General features: G+C 57.1%; 22 protein-coding genes and 2 tRNA genes. 11 read left to right on the top strand and 13 right to left on the bottom strand.

What is annotated here, in order from left to right:
• Window positions 1-180 precede the first annotated feature (180 nt).
• Window positions 181-257 (bottom strand) — tRNA-Pro (locus F0155_RS03480).
• Between the two features lie 421 nt (window positions 258-678).
• Between F0155_RS03480 and F0155_RS03475 the strand changes: the two genes are divergently transcribed.
• Window positions 679-753: transfer RNA gene (locus F0155_RS03475), tRNA-Gln, on the top strand.
• A 214-nt stretch (window positions 754-967) separates the two neighbouring features.
• Window positions 968-2,128: a TadE/TadG family type IV pilus assembly protein gene (locus F0155_RS03470; protein WP_150523073.1), complete on the top strand. Its 1,161-nt coding sequence runs from the start codon at window positions 968-970 to the stop codon at window positions 2,126-2,128.
• A gap of 351 nt (window positions 2,129-2,479) precedes the next feature.
• Here the strand turns inward: F0155_RS03470 and F0155_RS03465 are convergent, their stop codons facing one another.
• Entirely contained in the window at window positions 2,480-2,953 is a 474-nt protein-coding gene (locus tag F0155_RS03465; RefSeq protein ID WP_150523072.1) for a PilZ domain-containing protein, read from the bottom strand.
• Window positions 2,954-3,133: 180 nt separating this feature from the next.
• Window positions 3,134-3,535 carry a DUF983 domain-containing protein gene (locus F0155_RS03460; protein ID WP_150523071.1) on the bottom strand — a complete coding sequence of 134 codons (402 nt, stop codon included), beginning with the start codon at window positions 3,533-3,535 and terminating at the stop codon, window positions 3,134-3,136.
• 305 nt (window positions 3,536-3,840) lie between these two features.
• On the opposite strand from F0155_RS03460, the gene cysQ reads away from it, so the two are divergent.
• The 3 genes from cysQ (at window position 3,841) to cysN (ending at window position 7,629) form a co-directional block, all read left to right on the top strand.
• A complete protein-coding gene (gene cysQ / locus F0155_RS03455; protein WP_150523070.1) occupies window positions 3,841-4,692 on the top strand; it encodes a 3'(2'),5'-bisphosphate nucleotidase CysQ in 852 nt (283 codons plus the stop codon).
• Between the two features lie 82 nt (window positions 4,693-4,774).
• Entirely contained in the window at window positions 4,775-5,689 is a 915-nt protein-coding gene (cysD, locus tag F0155_RS03450; protein ID WP_150523069.1) for a sulfate adenylyltransferase subunit CysD, read from the top strand.
• 2 nt (window positions 5,690-5,691) lie between these two features.
• Window positions 5,692-7,629 (top strand): sulfate adenylyltransferase subunit CysN, encoded by a 1,938-nt coding sequence (cysN, locus tag F0155_RS03445; protein ID WP_150523068.1) that lies wholly within the window; start codon window positions 5,692-5,694, stop codon window positions 7,627-7,629.
• 611 nt (window positions 7,630-8,240) lie between these two features.
• On the opposite strand, the gene F0155_RS03440 is transcribed toward cysN, so the two are convergent.
• The 3 genes from F0155_RS03440 to F0155_RS03430 form a co-directional block, all read right to left on the bottom strand.
• A complete protein-coding gene (locus tag F0155_RS03440) occupies window positions 8,241-8,852 on the bottom strand; it encodes an imm11 family protein (RefSeq protein WP_150523067.1) in 612 nt (203 codons plus the stop codon).
• Window positions 8,853-9,243: 391 nt separating this feature from the next.
• Window positions 9,244-9,597: an imm11 family protein gene (locus F0155_RS03435; protein WP_161599746.1), complete on the bottom strand. Its 354-nt coding sequence runs from the start codon at window positions 9,595-9,597 to the stop codon at window positions 9,244-9,246.
• Between the two features lie 5 nt (window positions 9,598-9,602).
• Window positions 9,603-9,851: a hypothetical protein gene (locus F0155_RS03430; protein WP_150523065.1), complete on the bottom strand. Its 249-nt coding sequence runs from the start codon at window positions 9,849-9,851 to the stop codon at window positions 9,603-9,605.
• A 691-nt stretch (window positions 9,852-10,542) separates the two neighbouring features.
• Here F0155_RS03430 and F0155_RS03425 point away from each other — a divergent pair.
• Window positions 10,543-11,553 carry a GDP-mannose 4,6-dehydratase gene (locus tag F0155_RS03425; RefSeq protein ID WP_150523064.1) on the top strand — a complete coding sequence of 337 codons (1,011 nt, stop codon included), beginning with the start codon at window positions 10,543-10,545 and terminating at the stop codon, window positions 11,551-11,553.
• Here F0155_RS03425 and F0155_RS03420 read toward each other — a convergent pair.
• Entirely contained in the window at window positions 11,550-11,912 is a 363-nt protein-coding gene (locus F0155_RS03420) for an energy transducer TonB (protein ID WP_150523063.1), read from the bottom strand. The genes F0155_RS03425 and F0155_RS03420 overlap by 4 nt on opposite strands.
• 12 nt (window positions 11,913-11,924) lie before the next feature.
• Window positions 11,925-12,395, bottom strand: a complete 471-nt coding sequence (locus tag F0155_RS03415; RefSeq protein ID WP_150523062.1) for a YbaK/EbsC family protein — start codon at window positions 12,393-12,395, stop codon at window positions 11,925-11,927.
• Window positions 12,396-12,592: 197 nt separating this feature from the next.
• Between F0155_RS03415 and F0155_RS23345 the strand changes: the two genes are divergently transcribed.
• Entirely contained in the window at window positions 12,593-12,769 is a 177-nt protein-coding gene (locus F0155_RS23345; RefSeq protein ID WP_161599745.1) for a hypothetical protein, read from the top strand.
• Window positions 12,770-12,828: 59 nt separating this feature from the next.
• Here F0155_RS23345 and F0155_RS03410 read toward each other — a convergent pair whose 3' ends face one another.
• Window positions 12,829-13,998: an NAD(P)/FAD-dependent oxidoreductase gene (locus F0155_RS03410; protein WP_208999104.1), complete on the bottom strand. Its 1,170-nt coding sequence runs from the start codon at window positions 13,996-13,998 to the stop codon at window positions 12,829-12,831.
• A 79-nt stretch (window positions 13,999-14,077) separates the two neighbouring features.
• On the opposite strand from F0155_RS03410, the gene mnmC2 reads away from it, so the two are divergent.
• From mnmC2 to F0155_RS03395, 3 genes are all read left to right on the top strand, one after another.
• Window positions 14,078-14,884 (top strand): tRNA (5-methylaminomethyl-2-thiouridine)(34)-methyltransferase MnmC2, encoded by an 807-nt coding sequence (gene mnmC2 / locus F0155_RS03405; RefSeq protein ID WP_208999103.1) that lies wholly within the window; start codon window positions 14,078-14,080, stop codon window positions 14,882-14,884.
• 60 nt (window positions 14,885-14,944) lie between these two features.
• Complete coding sequence (locus F0155_RS03400) at window positions 14,945-15,253, top strand: EthD family reductase (protein WP_150523060.1); 309 nt, start codon at window positions 14,945-14,947, stop codon at window positions 15,251-15,253.
• A gap of 173 nt (window positions 15,254-15,426) precedes the next feature.
• A complete protein-coding gene (locus tag F0155_RS03395; RefSeq protein ID WP_208999102.1) occupies window positions 15,427-16,221 on the top strand; it encodes a mechanosensitive ion channel family protein in 795 nt (264 codons plus the stop codon).
• A 49-nt stretch (window positions 16,222-16,270) separates the two neighbouring features.
• Here F0155_RS03395 and F0155_RS03390 read toward each other — a convergent pair whose 3' ends face one another.
• The 4 genes from F0155_RS03390 to F0155_RS03375 all read right to left on the bottom strand — a co-directional run bounded on the left by F0155_RS03390 (window position 16,271) and on the right by F0155_RS03375 (window position 22,707).
• Entirely contained in the window at window positions 16,271-17,023 is a 753-nt protein-coding gene (locus F0155_RS03390) for an SDR family oxidoreductase (protein ID WP_192913740.1), read from the bottom strand.
• A 135-nt stretch (window positions 17,024-17,158) separates the two neighbouring features.
• Window positions 17,159-20,005: a cation:proton antiporter gene (locus F0155_RS03385; RefSeq protein ID WP_150523058.1), complete on the bottom strand. Its 2,847-nt coding sequence runs from the start codon at window positions 20,003-20,005 to the stop codon at window positions 17,159-17,161.
• A 95-nt stretch (window positions 20,006-20,100) separates the two neighbouring features.
• Window positions 20,101-21,654 (bottom strand): hypothetical protein, encoded by a 1,554-nt coding sequence (locus F0155_RS03380; RefSeq protein ID WP_161599744.1) that lies wholly within the window; start codon window positions 21,652-21,654, stop codon window positions 20,101-20,103.
• A gap of 132 nt (window positions 21,655-21,786) precedes the next feature.
• Window positions 21,787-22,707 carry a DMT family transporter gene (locus F0155_RS03375; RefSeq protein WP_192913739.1) on the bottom strand — a complete coding sequence of 307 codons (921 nt, stop codon included), beginning with the start codon at window positions 22,705-22,707 and terminating at the stop codon, window positions 21,787-21,789.
• 300 nt (window positions 22,708-23,007) lie between these two features.
• On the opposite strand from F0155_RS03375, the gene F0155_RS03370 reads away from it, so the two are divergent.
• Complete coding sequence (locus F0155_RS03370; RefSeq protein ID WP_150523056.1) at window positions 23,008-25,170, top strand: malate synthase G; 2,163 nt, start codon at window positions 23,008-23,010, stop codon at window positions 25,168-25,170.
• The last annotated feature ends 40 nt before the right edge of the window (window positions 25,171-25,210 follow it).

Below are 25,210 nucleotides of genomic sequence, written 5' to 3'. Positions count from 1 at the left end.
TGAAGCCAGTGAATCAGAAATCATCCAACAGCGCGAGGTTTTTGCGGGTGTCCAGCTAGTGGCAAATAACGGAAAGGCGATTATGCGCAGCAAACTTCAGCCAAATATGCAGGGTAACAGCGCGCGTTTTAGCCAACGCCATCAGGCGTGCCAGGATCAAATCTGGTTGATTCGAAAAAATGGTCGGAGTGAGAGGATTCGAACCTCCGACCCCCTCGTCCCGAACGAGGTGCGCTACCAGGCTGCGCTACACTCCGACTTCCTGGATGCGAAAAACCAAAAGGTTCCTCGCGTGGCGGGCAATGCCTCGCCGATGGGAGGGGTAGATACCACCGCTTATTTGCATCCGCAAGGGGTTTGCAAATCATCCTGTGAAAAATTTGCGCATGCCGGAAGGGCTGCATTTCCCCAGTCTGGCGCAGCGCTGCTTCCTGCTTCATATCTTGCCCATGCGCCGCGCCGGTGGGGCTGCTCCGGTGCGGACTGCATTCTTGCCATTAAGGGGCATATGCCTGTTCTTTCCATGATTTCATGCCGTTGCAAGATTGGCGGGAAGGTCTTCCGAACGCCTCAAGACGAAAAACAGGCTGGGGAAAACACGCGCGGGCAGGGGGAAAAAGATAGGGGCCAAGGCTTGCCTATCGCATCTGCCGCCGTTATACAGCGTCTCCACGGCATTGGGGTGTAGCCAAGCGGTAAGGCAGCGGTTTTTGGTACCGCCATGCGAAGGTTCGAATCCTTCCACCCCAGCCACTTTCTCCGAATATCAATATTTGATTTGGCGCGGCTCTTTTGCATGCGTCGGCTTGGCAGTGCAATTTTGTGCGCGGTTTCGAATATAGAGAAAATATTAAGGTAAACGAATTATGTATTTAGCTTAATACATGCGTTTATATGAACGTTTTTATTATTCTTTAATTGCTCTTACGTAAGGTTCGCTAAAGTTATTTAGGTGAGTCTGTGCGTCATGAGTGAAATATTTCTGCGTTTGTCTGGCTTCAAGGAAGACCAGCGCGGTGTTGTTGCCATCTTGGGGGCATTCTTGATGATGCTTCTCATTCTGGCCGTCGGTGTCGCCGTTGACTATTCGAGACTCATCAGTGTCAAGTCAAAGATGATCAACAGCCTTGACGGGGCCAGCCTTGCAGCTGCGATCAAGTATTCCGATTTTGGTAGCGATTCTGAAATTCGAAAGGCAGCTCTAGACAGTTACACGGCCCGTGCAGGTGATGTGAACATCTACGGCGCAACCTTGTCTGATTTCAAAGTGGCAATCAACAAGGGAACGAATGAAGTAACCGTCAATGCCACGATTTCCCTGCCGACCACATTCATGGGTATCTTCGGCTTTGAGGACATGAAGACCTATCTGAAGTCGACCGCGACGGGTGGGGGGCAGAAGAACATTCTCGATCTCGTCATGTGCATTGATGCGACCGGGAGTATGGGATTTGCTCTTTCTGCTGTTCAGCAAAATGCCCTGAACTTCGAAAAGGATCTGAAAAAACGCCTACGTGAGCTTGGGCGCCAGATTGATGTCGTGCGTGTGCGTCCGATTTATTACTGGGATTATGACGATCCTTGGGGTTATGCAGGGCGCTATTGGTGGGCAACATCCTACGGAATGAAGGCGTCCCAATTTCTGGAGTTGCCGAAGCAAAACAACGATTTCAAGAATTTTGTGAACTCTGAGCGTGCGAATGGCGGGGGAGATATTCCCGAAGCTGGTCTAGAGTGTTTCAATGAAGGTCTTAGGTCCACTTGGTATAAGCCAACAGAAAGTCGTCAGGCGGTTTTTCCAGTGGTTGCTCTCTGGACAGATGCACCGGCAGACTCTCCGGGCAACTGGTCCAATATCAACCAGACCGCAGCTGGTCACACTTATCCCGCAAACATGCCCAGAACCTGGGCTGGTCTGAAGTCTGCCTGGGAAAACAACAACCTGATTGACCAGGAACGCAAGCAGTTTGTCCTCTTCGGCAATCCCAGTCAGAACGGCTGGAGCCAGCTCTCCACTTGGGACGGATATGTCTATGGAGGCCCCGTAAAGGCCGGAGCTGCGAACATGATCAACACGATCGCAGATGCCATCTACAAGAAGCTTCCGCCGCCTTATCTGTCTGGCTGATGCTTGAGAAAGATTTAGACGGAATAAAGCCCGCAGGAAACAGGTTCTGCGGGCTTTTCTTTTACGCCAAGGGTGAGAGTCGCCCGGTGCGGGGTGGGCAACGTGGATTGCCCGGTCTGGACATTGGCGTTGCGCTCTACCGAAGGCTGTAGCCAGTTATTCTCGTCAACGGGTATGAGATTCTGAAGCTCACCAGGCTGTGTTGGAGGATGGTTTGGTTACGTTGCCCATGTCGGGACCGGCTTGCTCAGGAGGCAGGCAGGTGGGGCACCGGGATAGGCAAAAAACAACAAAGCCCGGAGACTGCGGTCTCCGGGCTAACAGCTTAATCAAAGCAGTTGGGATCAGCTCTTACCCGCCACGACGCCCAAAGCCGGGCTTGGACGAACGGCGGACTGTCCCGCCCGGATTGTTATCGGACGTGGTGTCCGTGGTACTTGTGCTCATTCCATAGGTCTGGAAACTGCTGCGGATGCTCTCCGCAGACTGAACCGCCTGATGAACCGGTTCATGGCCGAGCAGCTCTTTTTCGCCGGTGAATTCGACGCCATAAAGCAGGCCCTCATCCCAGACCCTTCGGCATGGAACGCGGAAATTGTCCAGTTCCACCTGCAGAACAAACTCAAGTGGCACAGCTTGCGGGTCTGAAAGTTGCAGTCGGGCGCCGGTTTCGGAGATGTTCCGTACAGTTACCGTGTAGCTCCGCGTCCCGTTTTCAAACAGGATCTTGCCCTTTTTGAGTACCCGCATACGCGGAGCGCGCTCTGCTTGAGCGTTTTCTTCGGCTGGGGGTACGTTGTTGTTCGGATCTTCGGTCAAGGCCATAGCCAATCTCTGTTATCTGTAGAATGCCATCTTTACGTGTATTACGCAAAAATCGTTGAATTACGGTGAACTCGATCTCCGAAAATCGAGCCTAATCGTGAAAGAAAAGTGTAAAATTGTTTGAAAAATGGAAATACCGACCAAAGTGTAAAAATGATGGTTCGAATATATGGAAGTAAATTAATGGTTGGTTTTCAGTTTTCCTTCCCCAGCCTTGTAAAAATACTCACTAGCAACAAGCCAACCCTTCAGCGGGCGCAAGGGCGGAACACAGGTCAGAATGAGAAATGGAAGGCTGGTAACCAAGTGAACCCAATAGGGAGCCTGGAAGGCGAGCTCAATCCACATGGCCATGGCAAAGCTCGGCACGCAGCCAAAACAGATAACAAAGAATGCCGGTCCGTCGGCAGGATCTGCAAAGGAATAATCAAGTCCACACTTTTCGCATGACGGCGCCAGAGTAAGAAAGCCCTTGAAAAGCTTGCCTTCCCCGCACCGGGGGCAGCGACCAAGCGGACCCGTCTTGTAGGGTTCGATGGCCGACCAGCTTTTCTCAGTGTCGCCGGTTTGGGTCGTGCACATGTCATTTGCCTCAAGCTGCGGGTCTAAATTCGCCAAGCGTGAGCCTGACAGGAACCAACAGACAGGTAGCTTTGGTGACCTGAAATGTCATTGCGACACATTGGCCCCGGCAAGGGTTGAGCCCCCAACTGCATGCATGCAAGCCGTGTAAGCGGTTTCAGTCGTATTGATTCACAAAGACATTCTACGTTCGAGAATTTTGGCGGAACGATATTTCTTGTGTTCGCATCGCCTTCTGAAATGATGCGCACATGTTGAACATGCACCGCCATAAAGCCTCTGCGACGGTGCCTCCGGAGCCAGGAATGTCCTTGAATATAGATACAATTCGGCAGCAGAGCCCAAATGAGGTCAGCGTTCTGGACCTTGCCTTGAAGGCCGGGGCTGCAATCGTCGCTATCTATGAAGAGGGCTGTGACATTGACAGCAAGGCAGACGGCTCGCCGGTTACCAAGGCAGACCAGATTGCGGAAGACATCATCCTCGGTGGCCTGAATGCGCTGTTTCCCGATATTCCGGTTGTGGCGGAAGAAGCAGTTGAGGCGGGGCATTTGCCAAATTGCGGAACGCGCTACTTTCTCGTCGACCCGCTGGACGGCACACGCGAGTTCGTCAATCGGAACGGCGAGTTCACCGTCAATATTGCCCTGATCGAGAATGGCGCGCCGGTTTTTGGCGTGGTGTCTGCTCCGGTGAAGGGAGACATCTGCTGGGGCGGAAGTCTCAACGGTGGCAAGGTTGCAGCTTTCAGCGGACAAGTTGTCAGTGACAAGATCGAAGACGTTGCAGAAATCACGGTGCGCGAAGCAGACCTCGATAACCTGACGCTGCTTGCCAGCCGGTCGCATCTTTCGCAGGAAACCGAACAGTTGATAGCCAGGCTTGATGTGAAGGAACGCATCTGCGTCGGCTCCTCGCTGAAACTCTGTTGGCTTGCAGCCGGGAAGGCCGATGTCTATCCGCGCATGGGGCCGACGATGCAGTGGGATATTGCCGCTGGCGACGCGGTTCTGCGAGCCGCCGGCGGAGTGACTGTGCGGCGCGATGACAGGATGCCGCTAACCTATGAGGTTCCAGGCACTGCGCGCAAATCGGACCTTTTGAACCCGGATTTCATAGCCCTTGGTGATCGGCGAATACTTGAACACCTGAGCTGAGCGAAACCACACGACCCAAATCAATCTGCCGTGGGCCTTTCCGCCCGCGTAGGACGAGTATTGACCAAACGAGGCCCCTGACATGACCCTCCCAGAGGATCGCCTGAGCAATTTGCGGCGTCTTGAAGCCGAGAGCATTCACATCATCCGCGAGGTTGCGGCCGAGTTCCGCAACCCGGTGATGCTGTACTCCATCGGCAAGGACAGCGGCGTGATGCTGCATCTTGCCATGAAGGCATTTTACCCTTCGAAGCCGCCGTTCCCGCTGCTCCACGTCGACACGACCTGGAAGTTCCGGGACATGATCACCTTCCGCGATGAGACCGCCAAGCGGCTTGGTCTGGAGCTGCTGGTTCACACCAATCCGGAAGGTCTGGAAAAGGGCATCGGCCCGTTCTCTCACGGCTCGTCCCTTCACACCCATGTGATGAAAACGGAAGCGTTGAAACAGGCACTCGACAAATACGGCTTTGACGCCGCCTTTGGCGGCGCGCGCCGCGACGAGGAAAAGTCCCGCGCCAAGGAACGCGTGTTTTCCTTCCGCAATGCCTCTCATGGCTGGGACCCGAAGAACCAGCGCCCGGAACTGTGGAACCTCTACAACGCCCGCGTTTCCAAGGGCGAGAGCATCCGCGCGTTTCCGCTCTCCAACTGGACCGAGCTCGACATCTGGCAATACATCCTGACGGAGAACATCCCGATGGTGCCGCTTTACTTTGCCGCCAAGCGTCCGGTGGTGAACCGCGATGGCATGCTGATCATGGTCGATGACGAGCGCATGGAGATCAAACCCGGCGAGACGGTCGAAGAGAAGATGATCCGCTTCCGCACACTCGGCTGTTACCCGCTGACCGGTGCGATTGAATCCAATGCCGACACACTGGAAGCCATTGTCCGCGAGATGCTGATTGCCCGCACATCCGAACGTCAGGGCCGTCTCATCGACCAGGACGAAAGTGCCTCCATGGAAAAGAAAAAGCGCGAAGGGTATTTCTGATCATGTCCGTTGCTGAAGATTTCTATTCCGCCGAAGAAGCGGTTGCCGACTATGTTGCCGCCCAGGAGCAAAAGGACCAGCTGCGCTTTTTGACCTGCGGTTCCGTGGATGACGGCAAGTCGACCCTGATCGGGCGTCTGCTCTATGACACCAAGCTGATCTTCGAGGATCAGCTGGCAGCGCTGGAAAAGGATTCCCGCCGTCACGGCACGGTGGGCGAGGATATCGACCTTGCCCTTCTGGTGGACGGTCTGGAAGCCGAGCGCGAGCAGGGCATCACGATCGATGTCGCCTACCGCTTCTTTGCCACCGACAAGCGCAAGTTCATTGTCGCTGATACGCCGGGCCACGAGCAATACACCCGCAACATGGCGACCGGCGCTTCGACCGCTGATCTTGCCGTTCTGCTGGTCGATGCGCGCCATGGCCTGATGGTACAGACCCGCCGCCATGCCTTCATTGCCTCGCTGCTTGGTATTCGCCATGTGGTTCTGGCGGTGAACAAGATCGATCTGGTGAACTTCTCCGAAGAGCGCTTCAACCAGATCAAGGCCGAATTCGAACAGTTTGCCAGCGGTTTTGACTTCGAAACCCTGCAGGCAATCCCCATGTCCGCCCGCTATGGCGACAACGTGACGGGCAAAAGCGAGAAAATGCCGTGGTTTGCCGGCCCGACGCTGCTGGAGCATCTGGAAGCGGTTCAGGTGGGCGAGCATGAGCTGGAAGCCCCGTTCCGCTTTCCCGTCCAGTGGGTCAACCGCCCGAACCTCGATTTCCGCGGTTATTCGGGAACGGTGGCCAGTGGCCGGGTGAAGGTCGGCGACGAGATCGTCGTAGCCGGTCCCGCCAAAACCTCCCGCGTGGAAAAGATCATCTCTCCCTTGGGCGAGGTGGAGGCTGCACGGGCAGGGGATGCGGTCACTCTCACGCTTGAAGACGAGATCGATATCTCCCGTGGCGACCTTCTGGCAGATCCTGCTGCCCGTCCGGATGTGGCGGACCAACTGGCAGCCCATCTCATCTGGATGTCGGACGATGCCTTGCTGCCCGGTCGGTCCTATCTCTTGAAGAACGGCACCAAGACCGTCAATGCGACGGTGAGCGAGATCAAGCACAAGATCAACGTCAACACGTTCGAGCATACCGCGGGCAAAACGCTGGACCTGAACGAGATCGCCTTCTGCAATCTCACCACCGCGTCGCCAATTGCCTTTGATCCCTATGAAGCCAATCGCACGACCGGTGCCTTCATCCTGATCGACCGGATGACCAACGCCACCGTTGGGGCTGGCATGGTCTGGTTTGCGCTGCGCCGCGCCACGAACATTCACTGGCAGGCGCTGGATGTGAACAAGGCCGCTCGGGCGGAAAAGCTCGGCCAGAAGCCGGTTGTTCTTTGGTTCACGGGGCTTTCCGGTTCGGGCAAGTCAACCATTGCCTCCATCGTGGAAAAGAAACTCCATCTGGAGGGCCGTCACACTTACACGCTAGACGGTGACAATGTCCGCCATGGTCTCAACAAGGACCTTGGCTTTTCCGACGCGGACCGGGTGGAAAACATCCGCCGCGTTGGCGAAGTCGCCAAGCTCATGACGGATGCCGGTCTCATCACGCTGGTCTCCTTCATCTCGCCCTTCAAGGCTGAACGCCAACTGGTGCGCGACATGCTGGACGATGGAGAGTTCATCGAGATTTTCGTCGACACACCCATCGACGAATGCCGCAAGCGCGACCCGAAAGGGCTCTACGCCAAGGCAGATCGCGGCGAGATCAAGAACTTCACCGGCATTGACAGCCCCTATGAAGCCCCGGAGAACCCGGAACTTCGCATCGAAAACACCGGCGATCCGGAAGTCGCTGCCCAGAAGGTTCTGGACCTTCTGGAGCAAAAGGGCCTCCTGACGAATTCCAACTTCGTCTCCCACGGCGATTACATCTGATCACCACGGTCACAGACAGACGAAAAGGGGCGGCATCAGCTGCCCTTTTTTGTTTTGGGATGGATGCGCCTCTCTCCTGATCGAATAAGCGGGTACGCACCAACTCTCCACCGTCGCCCCGGACGAAGCCGCGCGCAGATCCGGGGCCGGGGTGCCCGATACCTTGCTGTGAAATGAGGGGCTCTCCGATCCCGGCTCGCGCTTCGCTTGGCCGGGATGACGAACGAAGAGAAAGCGTAAAACGGCCATTTATGAGCGTAGCCGTCTTGATCAAACTTCTTCGTCGTTTTGATCGGGCCTGACCCGACCATTTACCGTGCTGCGAGTTTGGGTAGATCCTCGGCTCAAGGCCGAGGAAGACGAACCTGCACAATCCCCTACACCTCTCCCATGGGGAGAGGTCGACGCGCAGCGGCGGGTGAGGGGATGCGATCTCGCCGCAAACCTCGACATTTCACTCCCTCACCCCGGCCCTCTCCCAACGGGAGAGGGGAGGTAGCACCATCTCTGCGTCGTCTTGGTCGGGCCTGACCCGACCATCTACTGCGCTGCGAACTTGAGCAGATCCTCGGCTCAAGGCCGAGGAAGACGAACGAAAACCTCTTTAAGTTTCAGAATGCTACATAGGGTTGAACAACAAGGCCGGTTAATCCGGCGCGCTTGAAGTCATCCACTACCTGGCTGGAAAAAAACTGTCCGTAGTGGACATGCTTATCAATCCACGCATGGGCGGAGCCGATTTTTTCGAGACTGAACACGAAGGTGCCTGTTCGTGGTTCAAAGGCTATTTCATTAATTAGTTCGGCGGTTGCCCTACCCCGGTCCATCCCATCCAGACGATTGCAAATATTGAAGAAATACATTTGCCGCGCAAAGGATCCGTCCCTGAATACCACTTCAACAGGAAAGAACTGGTGCACGCCCGGCTCATGGCGCTCGATGATGTCCTTGAACGCATCGGACACAAAGATCAGGCCAGCACTTTGAAAGATATCAGGTGGCAGATAACGCTTGCTGGACCACTGAACCTTTGTAGGAATATGTTCCGATTTGACTGCACGCCCCGCATACATTTTCCCTGCTTTGAATCGAGAGTTCAGCCCCTTATCAAGAGTCGTATCGACATATTCGATCTTACGGCGATCCCCATCCAGAAGCGTAGACTCGATAATATGCGGTGCTTCATCCCTGAAACCAAAAGTATAAACAACACCTTCTGACATAACTTTCTCCTCACGCTGATCATGCTGACCCGAAACCGGCGCACAGCGCGTTTGAAATCATTTTGACCATGCAACGGACGGGGACTGTATCCGCGCCTTGTTAAATATGCCCAAACGGAAACTTCGGACGGCGGAGGATTGTATGAGGGCTCTGCTCCTAAACCTCTCCCATGGGGAGGGGTCGCCGCGTAGCGGCGGGTGAGGGGATAGGGTCTCGCCGTAAACCCCAATATCTCCACCCCTCACCCCGGCCCTCTCCCAACGGGAGAGGGAGGTAGCACCATCTCTGCGTCGACTTGGTCGGGCCTGACCCGACCATCTAATGCGATGCGAACTTGGGTAGATCCTCGGCTCAAGGCCGAGGAAGACGAAAGAGGAACTCATTACGTTTCTAAACGGCAGGATATGGATGTAAAGAAATGCCAGTGAGGCCCTGGCTCTTGAACTCATCTGCAACGGCACTTGAAAAGAACCGTCCCGGATGAACATGCTTGTCCTTCCAGACATGGGCGGAACCAATTTTCTCTAGACTAAAGGCGAAGTCGCCAGTTCGGGGGTCCCACATGATGCCATTGCGAAGTTCTGCAGTCGCCCTATCCCGATCCATTGTGTCCAGACGATTGCAAATGTTGAAGAAATACATCTGTCGCGCAAACGATCCGTCCTTGTAGACCACTTCAACAGGAAAGAACTGATGTACACCGGGCTCGTGACGTTCAACGATGTCCTTGAACGCATCTGACACAAAGATCACTTCAGACAGAAAAGTATCGGGGGGGGGTAGCGTTTGCTGGACCATTCAACCATTGTCGGAACATGTTCCGACTTGACGGCGCGCCCAGCATACATATCGCCCGGCTCAAAAAGAGGACTAAGCCCCTTGTCAAAAGTTGAATCGATGTATTCGATTTTACTGACATTCCCGTCCAAAAGGCGGGAGCCGATGAGGTGTGGCGCCTCGGCCCTGAAACCAAAAGCATAAACAGCGCCTTCTGTCATTATCATCTCCTCAGGCTGACCCTAAATCGGCCTCGCAGCGCGTTTGAAATCACTTTGACCATGCAACGGACCGGGACTGTACACGCGCCTTGTTAAATATGCCCAAACGGAAATTGCGGGCGGCGGAGGATTGTATGAGGGCTCTGCCCCTACACCTCTCCCATCGGGAGAGGTCGACGCGCAGCGGCGGGTGAGGGGATAGGGTCTCGCCGTAAATCACGAAACCTTCGCCATTTCTCGATGAAAAAGGCGAGCTTGCACCACCTCTCCATCGTCACCCCGGACGCAGCAAAGCGAAGATCCGGGGCCGGGGCGCCCGGTGCCTTGCTGTGACATGAGAGGCTCCCCGATCCCGGCTCGCGCGTTGCTTGGCCGGGATGACGAACGAGGGGGGTGGGGCATAGCAGCTATTTGTGAGCGAAGCTGTCTTGATCAAACTTCACCGTCGTCTTGGTCGGGCTTGACCCGACCATCTACCGTGCTGCGAACCTGGGTAGATCCTCGGCTCAAGGCCGAGGAAGACGACTTTGCGCGATCCCCCTTCACCTCTCCCCGGCCCGTACAACCCACAAGGGGGAGAGAACAAGTGCTTCGCCAGCAGCTTTTCCGCAATTGTTCCAACCCATGGCTTGAAGCGAGAGAGTGACCCGGCTACAGCTTCCTGCATCTTTTCAAATCGGAATTCGGCTTCATGAAAACTGCGCTCGTCACCGGATCGGCTGGCTTTATCGGATCATTTTTGTGCCAAAGGCTCTTGGACGATGGGTATCGGGTCATCGGCGTGGATGCCATGACCGATTATTATGACGTGAAGCTGAAGGAGCGCCGTCAGCAACGGCTGCTGCAGAACGAGCATTTTCGCGCCATCAACGACTTCATCGAAAAACCCGGCCTGATGATGGAGCTGTTCGCAGCCGAAACTCCGGACGTCGTGGTGCATCTGGCTGCTCAGGCAGGCGTTCGCTATTCGATCGACAATCCGCGCGCCTATCTGGAAGCCAATATTTGCGGCACATTCGAGATACTGGAAGCCGCGCGTGCGCATCCGCCGGAGCATCTGCTCATGGCGTCAACATCCTCTGCCTTTGGTGCCAACACGAACATGCCTTTTCGCGAAACGGAAAAGGCGGATCACCAGATGTCGTTTTATGCGGCGACCAAGAAGGCCACGGAAAACATGGCGCATTCCTACGCGCATCTGTTTGGTCTGCCGGTCACCATGTTCCGCTTTTTCACCGTTTATGGCCCGTGGGGCCGCCCGGACATGGCGCTTTTCAAGTTCACCAAGGCGATCCTCGAAGACAAGCCCATCGATGTCTACAATCACGGCGACATGAAGCGCGACTTCACCTATGTCGAGGACCTCGTGGCAGGGATCCGGGGACTGATCGATGCGGTTCCCGTCCGCCCGGAAGACGGCGTGGTAGAGGAGGGCGACAGCCTGTCGCCGGTCGCGCCGTGGCGGGTGGTCAATATCGGCAATTCCGAATGTGTTCCGCTGATGCGTTACATTGAGGCGGTTGAAACCGCGCTCGGCAAAAAGGCCGAAAAGAACATGATGGACATGCAGCCCGGCGATGTTCCCGCCACCTGGGCTGATGCGTCCCTCTTGCAAAAACTCACCGGCTATAAACCGAAAACCAGCGTCGAAGAGGGTGTGGCCAAATTTGTCGCCTGGTACCGCGAGTATTACGGGGTTTAGGGTTTATTCTTACTTTTTTGAATTTGTCCCGGCCATTGCTCGTGTTTGAAGGTCAAAATCACGTGCGGATCGGTTACGCCATGATACGGCGCGCAGCGCTTGACAGCACGGATTGCACTAAAGCCGAGTTCCGGAAATGAAGTACCTTCAGGCAGGTATTTTACGATCTCAATATTCTGAGGTTGGCCAGCCTCGTCCAGACGAAAAGAGATAATGACTGCCTCTGAAGGCATATGTTCCTTGAACGGCATCGCCCAGCAATTATTCACTCTTTGAATGTCACTGTCTGCAGAGGCGGGAGCCAGAAAAATGAGAATTGATAACCAGATACCAAGAAATAGTTTTGAAATAATTCGCACGGTTATTGCTTTCTATGCTGTCGGTTCCTGACAGACATCCACCCATGTGGCTGCGGTGATGTCTGCCATCCTGTCCGGAGAGATGCGGACGGCTGCGTTGGTCGCACCGGCTACCGGGATCACCTCTGCAAAGGCCTTCAGGGACGTGTCGCAATAGACCTTGAGAGGTGAGGGCAGGCCAAACGGGCAGACGCCGCCGACCGGATGGGAAGTGATCTCCTCCACCTCGTCCAGCCCCAGCATCTTGATCTTGCTGCCAAAGGTTGCCTTGGCCTTCTTGTTGTCGAGTCGCGCGTCGCCCCGAGTTACAAGCAGGAAGACCTCCTCCTTGCCGCGAATGGAGAGGGTTTTGGCAATCTGTGCCGGTTCGACGCCGTGGGCGGCGGCTGCCAAATCCACTGTCGCGCTGCTGGTTTCCGTTATGATGATCCGTACATCCGGGGCGGCATACATGAGATGGTTTCGAACGCTTTCGAGGCTCAATTTCTTTCCCGTGGACTGACGTTTTCATGTAAAATGCAATTTGAGGTAGTTTAAAGATTGTGACGCTGCGTGAATTGAGGTTGGAAATGTCAAAAAATCACACTTGGCAATAGGAAGTTCTAGAGTAATCTCTTTACCATGTATTAAGGGTTCTCATAGCACATTGGGAATAATTATCTCCACCCACAGGCGTCATCATGCCAAAGGCTGCAGCAGTTTCACATCATCGCACAGAGCGCCAATCGGTCGCTTCGGTCGCGGCTGCGCACAAGATCGAGCCGTTGGGTCTTCCGCTGCTTCTTGCGAAAAACGGCCTGTTCTGGGGCTCGATTGCGCTGACAGTGTACGTTATGTACCTGCTGGCCAGCAGCTGACCCTTCCTGCAATCTGTACTGCCCGGTAACCGCGCCAGACCTTGCGCGGTTTTTTGTTGTCATTCCCGCTGATCCGCGGGCAGTAGATTCGTGCCGAAGTGATGGTCCGGGCGGAAGGTTTCGGGCAGGGGAACTTCGGGTGTTTGACCGGCAAGTTCCGAAACAAGGGCCCGTGCCACCAAATGGGCTATTCCAAAGGAAATCTTGAAACCGCCGACCGCAGCAAATGTCCTTGAATGCTCCGGCAGGAGGCCGATCATGGGGTCGCGCTTGTTGCAGCGCGGACGTATCCCGGCCCATGCCGTCAGGATTTCACGGCCCTTCAGGCTGGGGCAGAAGGCTGTGGCCCGTGAAACCAGTTCTTCCGTCCGGCGCGGATCGACCGAGGCATCCTGAAAATCACGATCCGAGGTGCTGCCGATTGCAACGGTGCCGTCTTCATGGGGAACCACATACAGGCCTTCACAGTAGATCGCCGGGCGGTCTTCCAGCCCGCGCCCGTCCATCAGGATGGCCTGCCCTTTTTCACCCCGGCCAATCGCCTGTCCGGTAAAGTCCTGCAGCGTGTCATAGGCCTGGTATCCGTTGGCAAGCACAAGCCTCTCGCATGTGAGGGTCGGGCCGATTCCCTCTGTCCGGACCTTGCCGGTCCGTTCGTCATATCCGCGGAAACCAAGACCCTCGAAAAGATTGCCGTTCATGCGCACGTAAGACGCAAGTGCTGCAATATAGGCGCGCGGGCTGATGCGGGCTGCCAGTGTTTCATGCACCAGACCGAACGGAGCAGAGGCGGGATCCAGCCAGTCTGCCCGGCTTCCGGCCTGTTCCACGACATAGGAAAAGCCGGTCTCTTCCGGTTTCCAGCGGATTTGGCTTTCCTCGGCGCGCTCGGTGTGATGTTGCAGCTTGTCATCGCTGGTCAGCGGCAGAATCCGGCCGCAGCGACGATAGCCTGTTGCCAGGCCGGTTTCGCTTTCCACCTCCCGTGCGTGGGTTTCCAGCTGCAACAGGGATTGGAACTGGAACTCCTTTTTCGGGTTCCAGCGTGCAGGCATGTGCGGCATCAGCGCGCCGAGAAGCCCGCCGCTTGCACCAGCCCCAACACACTGCTCTTCGATGACGGCAACCGTCATTCCGGCCTTCAGGGCCCTGTAGGCAATGGACAGCCCGAAGACCCCGGCGCCGACGATCACGAGGTCAAGGGAGAGGGACAAGGAAGACGTGGTCAAGGAACTGCCGCCAGTGGTCACGATGAAGAATATACGGTATGCGCTTGGGTCCATATCACAAGCGCAAGGTGGATGTGAGGTGTGTGACACTACGAAGTCGTTGATTGAGCCGGAGAAGGGGCCCGCGTCTGTGTGCCACAAGCCGGATCTGGAATGGCTGGACAATGACGTGCCGCGTGCCGGACTGTTCGGCGACACCTACTTTTCCAAGGCTGGTGGGCTTGAGGAAACACGGCATGTGTTCCTCGCAGGCAACGGCATGCCCGACCGGTTCATGGATCGCCAAACCTTCACGATTGCGGAATTCGGGTTTGGAACCGGACTGAACTTCCTCACGACCTTGCAGGCGCTGAAGGCGAGTCGTGCTGCATGCCATCTCACCTTCCTTTCCTTCGAGCTTTACCCGATGGACCAGGAGCAATTGTCCCGTGCTCTTGGCGCCTTTCCCAAACTTTCCGGTCTCTCGGCACACCTCCTTGAAAAATGGCGAACGACGCCCGGCTGGAATATCCTGAACTTTGATCAGGCAACCCTCGTTCTTGGAATTGGGGATGCGCGCCAGCTCATAGGGGAGGTACAGCAGGCTCAGGCGGCCGATCTCACCCGATGCGATGAAACCGGTCGTCCGGTCCTTCAATCCATCGACGCGTGGTTCTTGGACGGCTTTTCTCCGGCCAGAAACCCGGAACTCTGGGAGCCAGACCTGCTGGCGAAGGCTTGCGAACTGACGGCCATGGGAGGGACGTTGGCCACATATACATCGGCAGGCTGGGTTCGCCGGAACCTGATTGCCGCCGGATTTGAAATTGAAAAACAAAGGGGCTTTGCCGGAAAACGCGAGATGGTGATCGGTCGCAAAGTCGATACCTCCGGGAAGCCGCTTTAGGAAATACAAGAACCGGTCTGCCGCTATTGCCGACCGAGTGACCAAGAAACGGAGTGTAAAATGTCCATTTCCCTGCAGGTCCTCTATCCGGCAAAGGAAGGCAGCCGGTTTGACCACGAGTATTACGAAAACACCCACCTTCCGCTGATGCAGGAACACATGGGGGACTACATTCTGTCGACCTTTGTGTCGAAAGGCATTTCCGGTGGCCCGGACAGTCCTCCCGGCTTTCATGCGATTGCAACGGCAATCTTCGAGGACCATGACTCGCTGAAAAAGGCCATGGCATCGGGACGTCCGGTCCTCGCTGATATTCCCAATTACACAGATGTCGAGCCTCAGATCCTCATTGGCGAGATTGTCGGGTAGTCCAGTGTCACACTTTCCCGTCGGCGGGGTCTTCACTTGGTGTATCAAACGCGCCCTTTGAAGAATGCTTACGTTATGGGAATTGGGGGTTTCTATTTCGCATTGCAAAAATTATACAGGCTGCCAGGGGGACTTGAAGATCTAAGGGAATTCGGATGCATTTGGATATGCCAATGGAATACGCAGCGGCTTACGGCCCGGTTGTCATGAATGCCGTAAAGGCTATCGTCGTTCTCATCCTCGGCTGGTTTCTGGCCGGATTGATCTCCGGGATCGTCCGTCGCCGGGTTGTCAGCCATCCAAAGATCGACGACACGATTGGCAATTTCGCGGCATCGCTCGTTCGTTGGCTTGTGCTTCTGGTCACGATCATTGCCGTATTGCAGCTGTTCGGTATCGAGGCGACCAGCCTTGTCGCGGTTCTTGGTGCCGCCACCCTAGCCATCGGTCTCGCCCTGCAGGGGACATTGAGCGACATTGCAGCCGGCGTCATGCTGATCATCTTCCGCCCGTACAAGCTTGGCCAGTTCGTTGATATTGGCGGCACCTCCGGAACGGTCAAGGATCTGAATCTCTTTGTCACCGAGCTGGTGACACCCGACAACGTTCAGATCATCATGCCGAACGGCAAGGCGTGGGGGGCCGTGGTCACGAACTTTTCCGCCCATGAAACCCGCCGTCTCGACCTGACCTTCGGCATCGATTACGGCGATGACGCCGACAAGGCGATCCAGCTCATCATCGACACTGCGAAGGCTGACAGCCGCGTGCATTCCGATCCGGCCCCGTGGGTGCGGGTGACCAATCTCGGAGATTCTTCGGTCGATCTGGGCGTGCGCCTTTGGTGCGATGCCAGCGATTACTGGGAGCTGAAGTTCCACATGCTCAAGGCGGTGAAGAAGGCCTTCGACGAGAACGGCATCAACATTCCTTACCCGCACATCATGTCTGTGCCGAAATCGGCATAAGCACCATCACATGGAAAAAACAGCGGGCGGGGGAAACCCCGCCCTTTTGTTATCCACGTCCGATCAGCGGCATCTTTGTGGCCATGATGGTGATGAACTGCACGTTGGCGGAAAGCGGCAGCCGGGACATGTTCAAGACGGCATCGGACACATGGGTCACATCCATCACCGGTTCCGGCATCACGGTGCCATTGGCCTGAGGCATGCCCTTGCCGAAGTCAGCCGTCATTTCGGATGCTGCGTTGCCGATATCGATCTGGCCGCAGGCAATGTCAAAGGCCCGCCCATCCAGCGACAGGGTCTTGGTCAGGCCGGTGATGGCGTGTTTTGTGGTGGTGTAGGGGGCAGAACCCGGGCGCGGGGCAGACGCGGAGATCGACCCGTTGTTGATGATCCGTCCCCCCTGCGGCGACTGGTGGCGCATCATCGCAAAGGACCCGCGCGCAATCAGGAACGCGCCATGCAGGTTCACATTGAGGACCTTCAGCCAATCCTCGACCGGGATTTCATCAATCGGGGCCTGCGGAACGTTGTTGCCTGCATTGTTGAAGGTGACGTCAAGCCGTCCGAAGCGTTCCTTGATCTGGCGGAACAGGTCATCCACCTGATCCGACTGGGACACGTCACAGGAAACACACAGGGCTTCTCCCGATTTCGCCCGATCGGCCGTTTCCTGTAGCTGGGCTTGCCTGCGCCCGGTCAGAACCACGCGGGCTCCCTCGTTCAGAAAAGCGAGCGCCGTCGCGCGACCAATTCCCGAACTTGCCCCGGTTACCAAAACCACCTTGCCGGATAACGACATGCCCATCTCCCTGGTTCAGATCATCTTTGGGAAGAAGAGTTCCCCAGTCAGAGCTGTCACACAAGGCTTGCAGGCGGCGAATTGGTTCGCCATGACGCAGCAGGCCAAGTCTCCTTGATACTGGCTCAAAGAAGTCTAAGGCTTTGGCGGTGTCGCCTCCGCCACCTCGAGTGAAGGTTCGGCGGTATCTGTTGGCGTCGTCTGTGCGACCTTAGGCGCGGGCTGATCCGGATCTGTGGCCGTGGTCTCCGCAGCAGGTTCTTCGGCCGCAGGTCCGTCAGTGGTGTTGACCGGGGTCGGCCCTGTATCGGCTTCTGTCGTGGTGTCCGCCTTGCTGTCAGCCTCCGCCGCTTCAGGTGCCTGAGCTGCCTCATTCTGTTCCGGAACCGGATCTGCAGGCGCTGGTACTGTTTCGGGAGCTTCGGATACTGGAGGTTCAGTAGCGGGTTGGACCGGGGTTTCTGCCGGCGCAGCGATGGCTTCCGGCTCGATCAATGCGGAACCGGTGTTCATGTTGAGGCGCCGTCGCGACAGACGATCCACGTGCTCCTTGAGGTCAGGGGCGCGTTCCATCAAGGCACGGAAGTCGGATGCATTGAGTGTCAGCAACTGGCAATAGCCAAGCGCAATCACATCGGCGCTGCGGGGTTGGCCGGTCACCAGCGCGATTTCGCCGAAAATATCGCCGCTACCAAGTCGGAAGGCGTTGTTGCCAGCATGGACTTCCACCGCGCCAGAGGCAATGAAGTAGGCCCTGTCGCCCTTGTCGCCCTTGCGGATCAGGCGTTCGCCCGGCGTTGCAAAAAGCGGGCGCATCATGCGGGCAATGTCTTTCAAACGCTTGTCGGACAAGCCCATGAACAGCGTATGCTCGGCCAAAAGCTCACGCGTTTTCATCCGCAGATCCAGTTCGGAGCGCCGCATTGTCTCCTGGCGAACCTTGGACGTCTCCCGCATCAGGTCGTTGTAAAGCTCGGTGCCGATCAGCGAGCTTTCATGTGCCTCCGCATAGGTGGTCTCCTCCATGCGCAAGCCCGTGCGCTTGAGGAAAAGCTCTTCCTGCGCGTCGGCATAATCGGGGTACTGCAGGCGAATGGCCTCAATGGCTTTGAGGATTTCACCACGGCGGGTCGCAAGGGTTTCGTGCAAGATGTCACCGACACGCGGCCCGACAAGCCGGCGAATGCGGTTTCGGTTGAAGGTCACGAGCTCACGAGAAATGATCCTGCAGACAAGGAGGAACTCCAGCCGGTCCGCCAGAAGCGTGGCAAGTGGCCGATTGATCTTCAGGCGGCGCTGGAGGATCTGGGCAAGCCGGAACCGCCAGCCAAATTTCAGCGGTTCGCGCGCTGCCCGGTTGTAGCCCGCACGCCCGTCCTGCCGCGTCAGGTCGTTGATCCGACCGGCAAGTGCCAGGTGCATGCCGACGGTCCGGTTCGACAGCGTCTTTTCGTTGAAATGCTCAAGAACCAGCTGACGTTCCCGGTCGGTCAACGCGATCAGCCCGAGGATAACGCGATCCTTGTCGGTCAGCCCGTCCGACTGTCCCGCGCTTTCAAGGGCCGCATCCGCTCGTTCTGCATAGGTCGAGACGATCGGGCCGGAAACCGACGGATCGATCTGGTAATCTTGCGCCGCTTCGCTGACGCCCTGGCGCACATCGGACAGGGCCAGCGCGAGATATTGACTGCGCAGCGCCTGATCTCGGGCGGACAGCTTGTCGATCCCCAGAACGCGGATCAGAGGTTTGAGGCTCGTGCCATAGACCAGAAGCGTGAACAGGACAAAGCCGGTGGCAAGGCGGGTCACAAAGCTGGAGATGTCATCGGACAAGGCTGAGTGTTCGGCAACGCTGAGTGCCAGAGTGAGCGTGATGGCGCCGCGCATGCCGCCCCAGAGCATGACCGTCTTGAACTTGGTGCTGACGGCCTTGCGCTTGTCAAACAGGCTGAGGGCGGGAAGCAGTCCGAAAATGACGACGGCGCGCGAGGCAAGTGCCGCAATGATCACCACAAGAAGCAACAGGATGTCGAGCGGCGTAAATCCGGCCACAAGCCGCGGGATCAAGATAGCGGCGAGAACGAAGATGAGCGAGGACGCCCAGAACGCGATTTGCTCCCAGACATTGTGAAGGAATGTCCAGTGCTGGGGCGAAATGCGGGACGGGCCGTGAAGATTGAACACGATGCCTGCCGCAACAACCGCCACTACGGCAGACACATCCGCAAACTGGTCACTGAAAACGTAGATGGCATAGGGCAGGGCAAGGCTCAGGGTCACCTGTGCCAGCGGAAGGTCGCGCAGCAAGGGCAGGGCAAAGACAAAAAGACGCGCAACGAGAATGCCGACAATGAGACCGCCAATGAAGGACCGGCCAAAGGCAATGGCTGCGTGCGTTGCGTCCGGCTCCGCCTGACCCGTCAGGATGCCAAGCAGAATCACGAAAAGCACGATGGCCGCCGCGTCATTGAGAAGGCTTTCCCCTTCCACGATACGCCCAAGCCGCGCCGGGGCGCCGATATCCCGGAAGATCGCGACGACGGCCACCGGGTCCGTGGTGGCGACAATCGCGCCGAGCAGCAGGCAGGCGACCAGCGGAACGCCGGACAATGGATAAAGCGCAAAGCCGATGAAGGCCGTGGCAAACAGCACCGCGACAACCGCCATGACCAGAATGGGGCCGATATCCTCCATGATCCGGCGGAAATCGAGGGTCAGCGATGTCTGGAACAGCAGGATCGGCAGGAAGATGTAGAGGATCTTCTCCGAATCGAACGGCAGGTTCACGAAGACGTTCGCGATCTCGTTGAAAGCATCGGTTGTCGGCGTATAGAGCAGGTAGGTCGCCACGATCCCGATCAAGGTTCCAACCATGGCCAGAAGCACGCTCGGGGCAACGCCAAGACGGCGGGCAAGCGGCTGAAGCAGGGAGATCGTGATGAGCAAAAGCGCAAAGGCGCCGACGACAATCGGTGTTTCCATGCGGGGCAATGTGCCCCTAACTCATGACATTTCCAAGCAGTTTCGACGGAAAAATTATGGCAAAACAGCGCTGCTTTTCCGTCGAGACCGCGTTGTCACGCTGCGCCGGGATTTGCCTTGCCGAACAGTTTGCGGAATGGCCATGCAAGGAACGAGAGCTGGCTGACAACCCCGATCCAGACAAGCGCCGGAAAAAACATGACCATGGAGAACGGGGCAAAGGTGATCATGCGGGCAATCCGCACCCCCTTCGGGAAATCTTCATCCTCGCGAGATTTGCGGGCGACCATCCGCCAAAGAGCCTTCCACCAGCCCCAGGTCTTGGTAGCGGTGAAGACAAAGACGACAGCGAACACGCTATAGACGATCAGGTCCATGTTCTTGAACCAGGGCAGCCAGCGCCCGTTCATCTCTTCGGTATGATCCGGGTCTTCGGCAAAGTATGTCACCTGACGGGCGGCAACACGCGCGCCGCCTTCCAGTAGCCATCCGGCAAGCGTGTAATCGTCTGCAGCGGCTGCAGCTGCGGCCGCCGGGTCAGCGTCAAAGTGGCGGGTCGTCATTGTGATCCGCGTTTTGCCGTCTTCGGCGGCATTGATGATCGTCTTCGCATTGGGCGGCGTTACGGCCTTCATCAGATCAGCCTGAGTGAAGGCCGTCTGGGCTGTCGCGAAGCGCTTCTCCAGACTGGTTTTGGAGAAGAGCGACTTGCCCGGTTGGGTGGGGGTTCCCGTGTCGACCAGCATCAGATTGACGCGCTGGCGCGCAGCAGAGGCATCCAGAGTGGCGAGATCCAGATTGACGATCTTGCCGCCGTCCTTGACCTGCAGGACCTTCGCCCCGGTTGCCGGATCCGTGGTCACCTTGCCTCCAAGCATCAGGGTTCGGTTCTTGTATTTGGCAAGGCTGGATTCCAGCAGGTTTGGATCGAGAATGGATGTCGGATCGTTCAGAGTCTGCCTGGCTGCCTGCTGTTTGGCCTTCGCGGTGCTATCGAACCGGGCGATTTTCAGGTCCGCCTGCTTCACCGGTGTGTCGAGGAACTTCAGGTTCGCATCCATTGCCCGAAGGTTTTTCGGGTTAAGCAGGACATCCTTGTCGAGCTCCACCATGAGGCGGGACTTGTCTCCGGCACGAACCTGCTTCAGTGGCAGGGTCTTTCCGGAATTGCGGACAATCTGAAGATCCAGCGACTTCGGGATATCGCCGATCTGGTCGCGCAGTTTGAAGAAGTCAGCCTCGCGGATGGCGATCTGGGTGTTCTTCAGCTTTGTGATCTTGGGTGCGTCTCCGGCCAAGCCCTTGACGACTTGCGTTGCAGCGCCGTCGGCAGCTCCGGCCATTTCATCCAGAGAGGAAAGGGGAACCTCGTCGCCAGCTTCCGTGATCAGCCGCCAGGTGCCGTTCTCGCCCGGCAGAAGGGCCATGTTAGCGGCCCCGGCCTTGGCAGGCAGTTTCTTGGCAAACCATATGCCGTCTTCCAGTTTCGGGATCGGGGCATCAAACTTTTTTGCAGCGCTGCCTGCAGCCTCTGCACCTTCCCTTGCGAGTTTTGAAAGCAAACCCGCCTCCGCGGAAAGCGGCAGCGCCAAAAAGCCCAAGAGTACGATAAGGGCTGAAAGGGTTTTGCGATTCAAAAACAAGGTCATGGGCGCGCTTTCGAAACAATTCAAATGAATGACTTCAGGTTTGGCGCGAACCTTCCGTTGCGTGATGTAAATGTCAACCGTTTGGTCAAAAAAATGGGAAATTATCTGGTATAATAACCTAGGGTAAGGCCTTTAGATTGAAGCCTTTTTCTTCCTCTCGGAAAGGTAGATTCCGCCCAGAACAAGCGCAAGACCTGCCGCGTGGTGCCACTTGAACGGTTCTCCCAGAACCAGAACAGCCAGTATGGGGGCAAAGATGGGCACCAGATTGACGAAAATCCCCGCCCGGGCCGGGCCGATCAGTTCCACGCCGCGCATAAAGAAGATCTGCGCCAGACAGGACGGAAACAGCGAGATGAACATGACGATCATCCAGCCCTTTTGCGTGGGGAGCCGGGCGGTGCCATTGGCAATCTCGTAGGCGAGGGCGGGCAGCGAGGTAACCGCCGCGATCATTGCCAGCACCGCAAAGAAAACCAGACCGGAAACCTGAGGGCGTTTTCTCAGGGCAAGTGTGTAGCCGGAGTAGAGCAGGCAGGCGAACAGCATGATGCCGTCACCGGGATTGACCGTCAGTGTCAGCAGAACCCTCAGGTCACCATGCGAGGCAACAAGTGCGACCCCTAGCAGGGTGGTCAAAATGCCAAGGACCTGGGCAAGCGATGCCGGGGTCTTGAACAAAAAGACAGAGCCGATCAGGACAAGGATCGGGATCGATCCCTGAATGATGCCGATATTGACGGCGGTGGTCGTGTAGGCGGCAACGTAGAAAAGCGAATTGAAGGCAATGAAGCCGAACCCGGCCATCAGGATCATCCGGCCGAAATAGGGGCGCATCATGGGCCATTCGGCCCGAATGCGCGGCCACAGACTGATGCCCAGAACACAGCCGACGATCCACCAGCGCAAGGTCACGATGACCATCGGGGACACTTCGCCAATCGCCAGCCGACCAGCCACGGCATTTCCGCCCCAGAACAACGTTGTCAGGGTCAGCAGCAGGATGGCATTGCCATAAAGGCGACCGCCAAGAACGGAAAGGACGCTGGTCATTGCGAAAACTGCTTAAGGAAGACGGTTGCAGGTCTTCGGTTGGGACGGACTATCGGTTGCCGGGATATCGGTTGAAAGCCGCATGTCTACACCTCATGGCGCAGAAACACGAGGGTGGCAAGGGCGGAAGAGGCATTATGTGATTGCCTGAATTGGGAAAAGCGTTACTTCAATTGTTTCGATAATGTAGAAGGTCATTAAGGGCAGGTCCCATTGACCCGAAGGCCATGGGGGCCCACAACGCGTGGTAAGTCCGGCACTCATTGCCGGTTTCTGGAACGAATTTGGGGTTTAGCTTTAATGACAGATCGCATCGACATTCATGGGCTCAAGGTTGCCGCAGAGCTTTATGAGTTCGTCAACCGGAAGGCACTTCCGGGCACTGGTGTTTCCGAAGACGGGTTCTGGGCAGCATTGTCCGAACTGGTCCATGATCTTGGCCCGAAAAACCGGGCCCTTCTTGAAAAGCGGGCTTCGCTGCAGCAGCAGATCAGCGCCTGGCACAAGGCCAATCCGGGGTCCCCGGACATGGCAACCTACAAGGCGTTCCTCAGCGAGATCGGCTATCTGGTCCCTCAGGGCGACGACTTTCAGGTCGGAACTACCAATGTCGACCCGGAAATCGGCGAAGTGGCCGGCCCGCAGCTCGTCGTGCCGGTCATGAATGCCCGTTATGCACTGAACGCTGCCAACGCCCGCTGGGGTTCGCTCTATGACGCGCTCTACGGCACCGACGCCATGGGCTCAAAGCCGCAGGGCGGTGGTTATGACGCGGCTCGCGGTGCGCAAGTGATTGCCTATGCACGCAGGGTTCTGGACGAAGCTGCCGCGCTGGCAGACGGTTCATGGACTGCCGTCACGGGTCTCTCCGTTGCCAATGGCGCTCTGGTTGTTTCCACGGATGACGGCGCCACGTCGCTCGCCGATGCCGCTCAATTTGCGGGCTATACCGGCGAGGCTTCTGCGCCAAAGAGCGTGCTCCTGAAGAAGAACGGCCTCCATCTCGATATTATCATCAATGCCGACCATCCGATCGGCTCCGTAGACAAGGCACACATCGCAGACGTCGTGATCGAGTCTGCCATGTCCACCATCATGGACTGCGAGGATTCCGTTGCCGCTGTGGATGCCGAAGACAAGGTGGTCATCTATTCCAACTGGCTCGGCCTGATGAAGGGCGACTTGCAGGAATCCTTCGAAAAGGGCGGCAAGACGGTTACGCGCAAGATGAATGGCGACCGCGCCTACACCGGTCCGGACGGGTCAAAGGTCACGCTGCATGGCCGCTCGCTGTTGCTGGTGCGCAATGTCGGCCACCTGATGACCATCGATGCGGTTCTGGACAAGGATGGCAACGAGATCCCGGAAGGCATTCTCGACGGCATGGTCACATCCCTGATCGCGCTGCATGACATTGGCCCGAACGGCCGCCGCGCCAATTCGCGTGCCGGTTCGGTCTATATCGTCAAGCCGAAGATGCATGGCCCGGAAGAAGTGGCCTTCGCGGTCGAGCTGTTCGACCGGATCGAAAACGCGCTGGGCATGGCGCGCAACACCCTGAAAATGGGCATCATGGACGAGGAACGCCGCACGACGGTCAACCTCAAGGAATGCATCCGCGCTGCGAAGGATCGCGTGTTCTTCATCAATACCGGCTTCCTTGACCGCACCGGCGACGAGATGCACACCTCGATGGATGCCGGTCCGATGATCCGCAAGGGCGACATGAAGGCAGCGACCTGGATCGCGGCCTATGAGAACAACAACGTGGATGTCGGCCTGGCCTGCGGTCTGCCGGGTCACGCGCAGATCGGCAAGGGCATGTGGGCCATGCCGGACCTGATGCACACCATGCTGGAGCAGAAGATCGGCCACCCGATGTCGGGCGCCAACACGGCTTGGGTTCCGTCCCCGACCGCAGCAACCCTGCACGCCATGCACTATCACAAGGTGAGCGTTGCCGAGCGGCAGGCCGAGCTGAAGAAGCGCACCCCGGCCAAGGTGGAAGACATCCTGTCCATTCCGGTCGCCGAGCGTCCGAACTGGGCCCCGGAAGACATTCAGGCTGAACTCGACAACAACGCACAAGGCATTCTTGGCTATGTCGTGCGGTGGGTCGAGCAGGGCATCGGCTGCTCCAAGGTGCCGGATATCAACAATGTCGGCCTGATGGAAGACCGCGCAACCCTGCGCATCTCCGCCCAGCACATTGCCAACTGGCTGCATCACGGCGTTGCCAGCCGCGATCAGGTCATGGAGACCATGAAGCGCATGGCCAAGGTGGTCGACGGCCAGAACGAGGGTGACCCGCTCTACCGTCCGATGGCGGCCGACTATGACGGCTCCGTCGCCTTCCAGGCGGCTTGCGATCTGGTGTTCGAAGGAACCACGCAGCCAAGCGGCTACACCGAACCGGTCCTGCATCGCCGCCGGGCCGAGTTCAAGTCCAAGAACGCTGCCTGACACTTTCAGGTTTCATCAGAATAATGAGGCGCGGGCTCCG

Origin of the sequence: Roseibium sediminis (assembly GCF_008711325.1) — a bacterium.
GTDB lineage: Bacteria > Pseudomonadota > Alphaproteobacteria > Rhizobiales > Stappiaceae > Roseibium > Roseibium sediminis.
This window is presented reverse-complemented; position numbering and strand designations above follow the sequence as displayed.

What these genes read in the sequence shown, in the direction of transcription:
- F0155_RS03385 (WP_150523058.1), bottom strand. Translation starts at nt 20,005, where the DNA reads ATGGAAACACCGATTGTCGTCGGCGCCTTTGCGCTTTTGCTCATCACG.
- F0155_RS03370 (WP_150523056.1), top strand. Translation starts at nt 23,008, where the DNA reads ATGACAGATCGCATCGACATTCATGGGCTCAAGGTTGCCGCAGAGCTT.
- F0155_RS03465 (WP_150523072.1), bottom strand. Translation starts at nt 2,953, where the DNA reads ATGGCCTTGACCGAAGATCCGAACAACAACGTACCCCCAGCCGAAGAA.
- cysQ (WP_150523070.1), top strand. Translation starts at nt 3,841, where the DNA reads ATGTCCTTGAATATAGATACAATTCGGCAGCAGAGCCCAAATGAGGTC.
- F0155_RS03375 (WP_192913739.1), bottom strand. Translation starts at nt 22,707, where the DNA reads ATGACCAGCGTCCTTTCCGTTCTTGGCGGTCGCCTTTATGGCAATGCC.
- F0155_RS03400 (WP_150523060.1), top strand. Translation starts at nt 14,945, where the DNA reads ATGTCCATTTCCCTGCAGGTCCTCTATCCGGCAAAGGAAGGCAGCCGG.
- F0155_RS03440 (WP_150523067.1), bottom strand. Translation starts at nt 8,852, where the DNA reads ATGTCAGAAGGTGTTGTTTATACTTTTGGTTTCAGGGATGAAGCACCG.
- F0155_RS03395 (WP_208999102.1), top strand. Translation starts at nt 15,427, where the DNA reads ATGGAATACGCAGCGGCTTACGGCCCGGTTGTCATGAATGCCGTAAAG.
- F0155_RS03425 (WP_150523064.1), top strand. Translation starts at nt 10,543, where the DNA reads ATGAAAACTGCGCTCGTCACCGGATCGGCTGGCTTTATCGGATCATTT.
- F0155_RS03390 (WP_192913740.1), bottom strand. Translation starts at nt 17,023, where the DNA reads ATGTCGTTATCCGGCAAGGTGGTTTTGGTAACCGGGGCAAGTTCGGGA.
- F0155_RS23345 (WP_161599745.1), top strand. Translation starts at nt 12,593, where the DNA reads ATGCCAAAGGCTGCAGCAGTTTCACATCATCGCACAGAGCGCCAATCG.
- F0155_RS03380 (WP_161599744.1), bottom strand. Translation starts at nt 21,654, where the DNA reads ATGACCTTGTTTTTGAATCGCAAAACCCTTTCAGCCCTTATCGTACTC.
- cysN (WP_150523068.1), top strand. Translation starts at nt 5,692, where the DNA reads ATGTCCGTTGCTGAAGATTTCTATTCCGCCGAAGAAGCGGTTGCCGAC.
- F0155_RS03470 (WP_150523073.1), top strand. Translation starts at nt 968, where the DNA reads ATGAGTGAAATATTTCTGCGTTTGTCTGGCTTCAAGGAAGACCAGCGC.
- cysD (WP_150523069.1), top strand. Translation starts at nt 4,775, where the DNA reads ATGACCCTCCCAGAGGATCGCCTGAGCAATTTGCGGCGTCTTGAAGCC.
- F0155_RS03430 (WP_150523065.1), bottom strand. Translation starts at nt 9,851, where the DNA reads ATGACAGAAGGCGCTGTTTATGCTTTTGGTTTCAGGGCCGAGGCGCCA.
- F0155_RS03460 (WP_150523071.1), bottom strand. Translation starts at nt 3,535, where the DNA reads ATGTGCACGACCCAAACCGGCGACACTGAGAAAAGCTGGTCGGCCATC.